The organism is Rhizobium sp. Root274 (genome assembly GCF_001429245.1).
GTDB lineage: Bacteria > Pseudomonadota > Alphaproteobacteria > Rhizobiales > Rhizobiaceae > Allorhizobium.
In genome coordinates, this window is sequence record NZ_LMJE01000013.1 from 64,114 (window position 1) to 65,157 (window position 1,044).

Here is a 1,044-nt window from a genome sequence, read left to right on the forward strand (position 1 = left end):
AATGCCTGTCGACCACGGTCAGGATGCGCAGTTTCTTGCCAGTCGCGAGTTGGTCGTGGACAAAGTCCATTGCCCAGACATCGTTCGGCCCGACAGCCTCCTGGCGATCGTCTCTGAGCTTTGCCTTCACCCGGCGCTTGGGATGCTTGTTGCGCAGTTGAAGCCCTAACTCGCTGTAAATCCTACGTGTCGTTCCGCCGGACAAACGATTCACTGGATCGCTTGTTTTCCCGGCTTCACTCAAGTTGATCTTCCAACCATCTCGGCGCAGATTCATGTGGACGCGGCGGTAACCATACCGCACGCGTGTCTCACAAATCTCTTTGATGCGTCGTTCGAGTGGGGCGTGTCCGGTACGGCGGGATTTGTAGTGGTAGGTCGATGTATCGAACTGCAGGACCTTGCGGGCCCGTCGGATCGATATGCCCCAGTCCACCAGCATCCCGTCGATCAGCTTGCGCTTCCGGACAGGCCTCAGAGCTTTCGCCGGATAACGTATTGCAGCATCTCGCGGTCCAGCGTCAGATCGGCAACAATCTTCTTGAGCCTGGAGTTCTCATCTTCCAGAGCCTTCAATCGGCGCATCTCGTCGGGCAGCAGACCCGCATACTTCTTGCGCCAATTGAAATAGGTCGCCTGGCTGATCCCCGCCTTCCGGCAAATCTCTGCCACCGGCACGCCGTCGTCGCCCTGCTTCAAAATGAACGCCTTCTGGGCGTCCGAGAACTTCGATGCCTTCATGCTTCCGCTCCTTCTCCCAGCCGGGAGGTTATCGCGGAAAAATCCGATTATGAACGGTCCAGTTTTGGGGATCAGAGCACATCCCTGGTCGGATCTTGCGAGTTTGCAGTGGAACCCAAACGCAAAAGCTCCTCGCGGTTTACGCTAACACAAACGCAAAAACCGCCCCCGTTAAATGGGAGCGGTGATCGATTATGCTTGATGTGGTTGCGGGGGCAGGATTTGAACCTGCGGCCTTCAGGTTATGAGCCTGACGAGCTACCGGGCTGCTCCACCCCGCGCCAAGAGCGTCTATTGTATTTG

The 1,044-nt window shown here is 56.8% G+C and carries 1 tRNA gene and 1 pseudogene; both read right to left on the reverse strand.

The features are described from left to right. A pseudogene (locus ASE36_RS21935) lies at positions 1 to 741 on the reverse strand (transposase); the annotation flags it as partial. Positions 742 to 945: 204 nt separating this feature from the next. Next, positions 946 to 1,022, reverse strand: a tRNA-Met gene (locus ASE36_RS21945). Positions 1,023 to 1,044 lie beyond the last annotated feature (22 nt).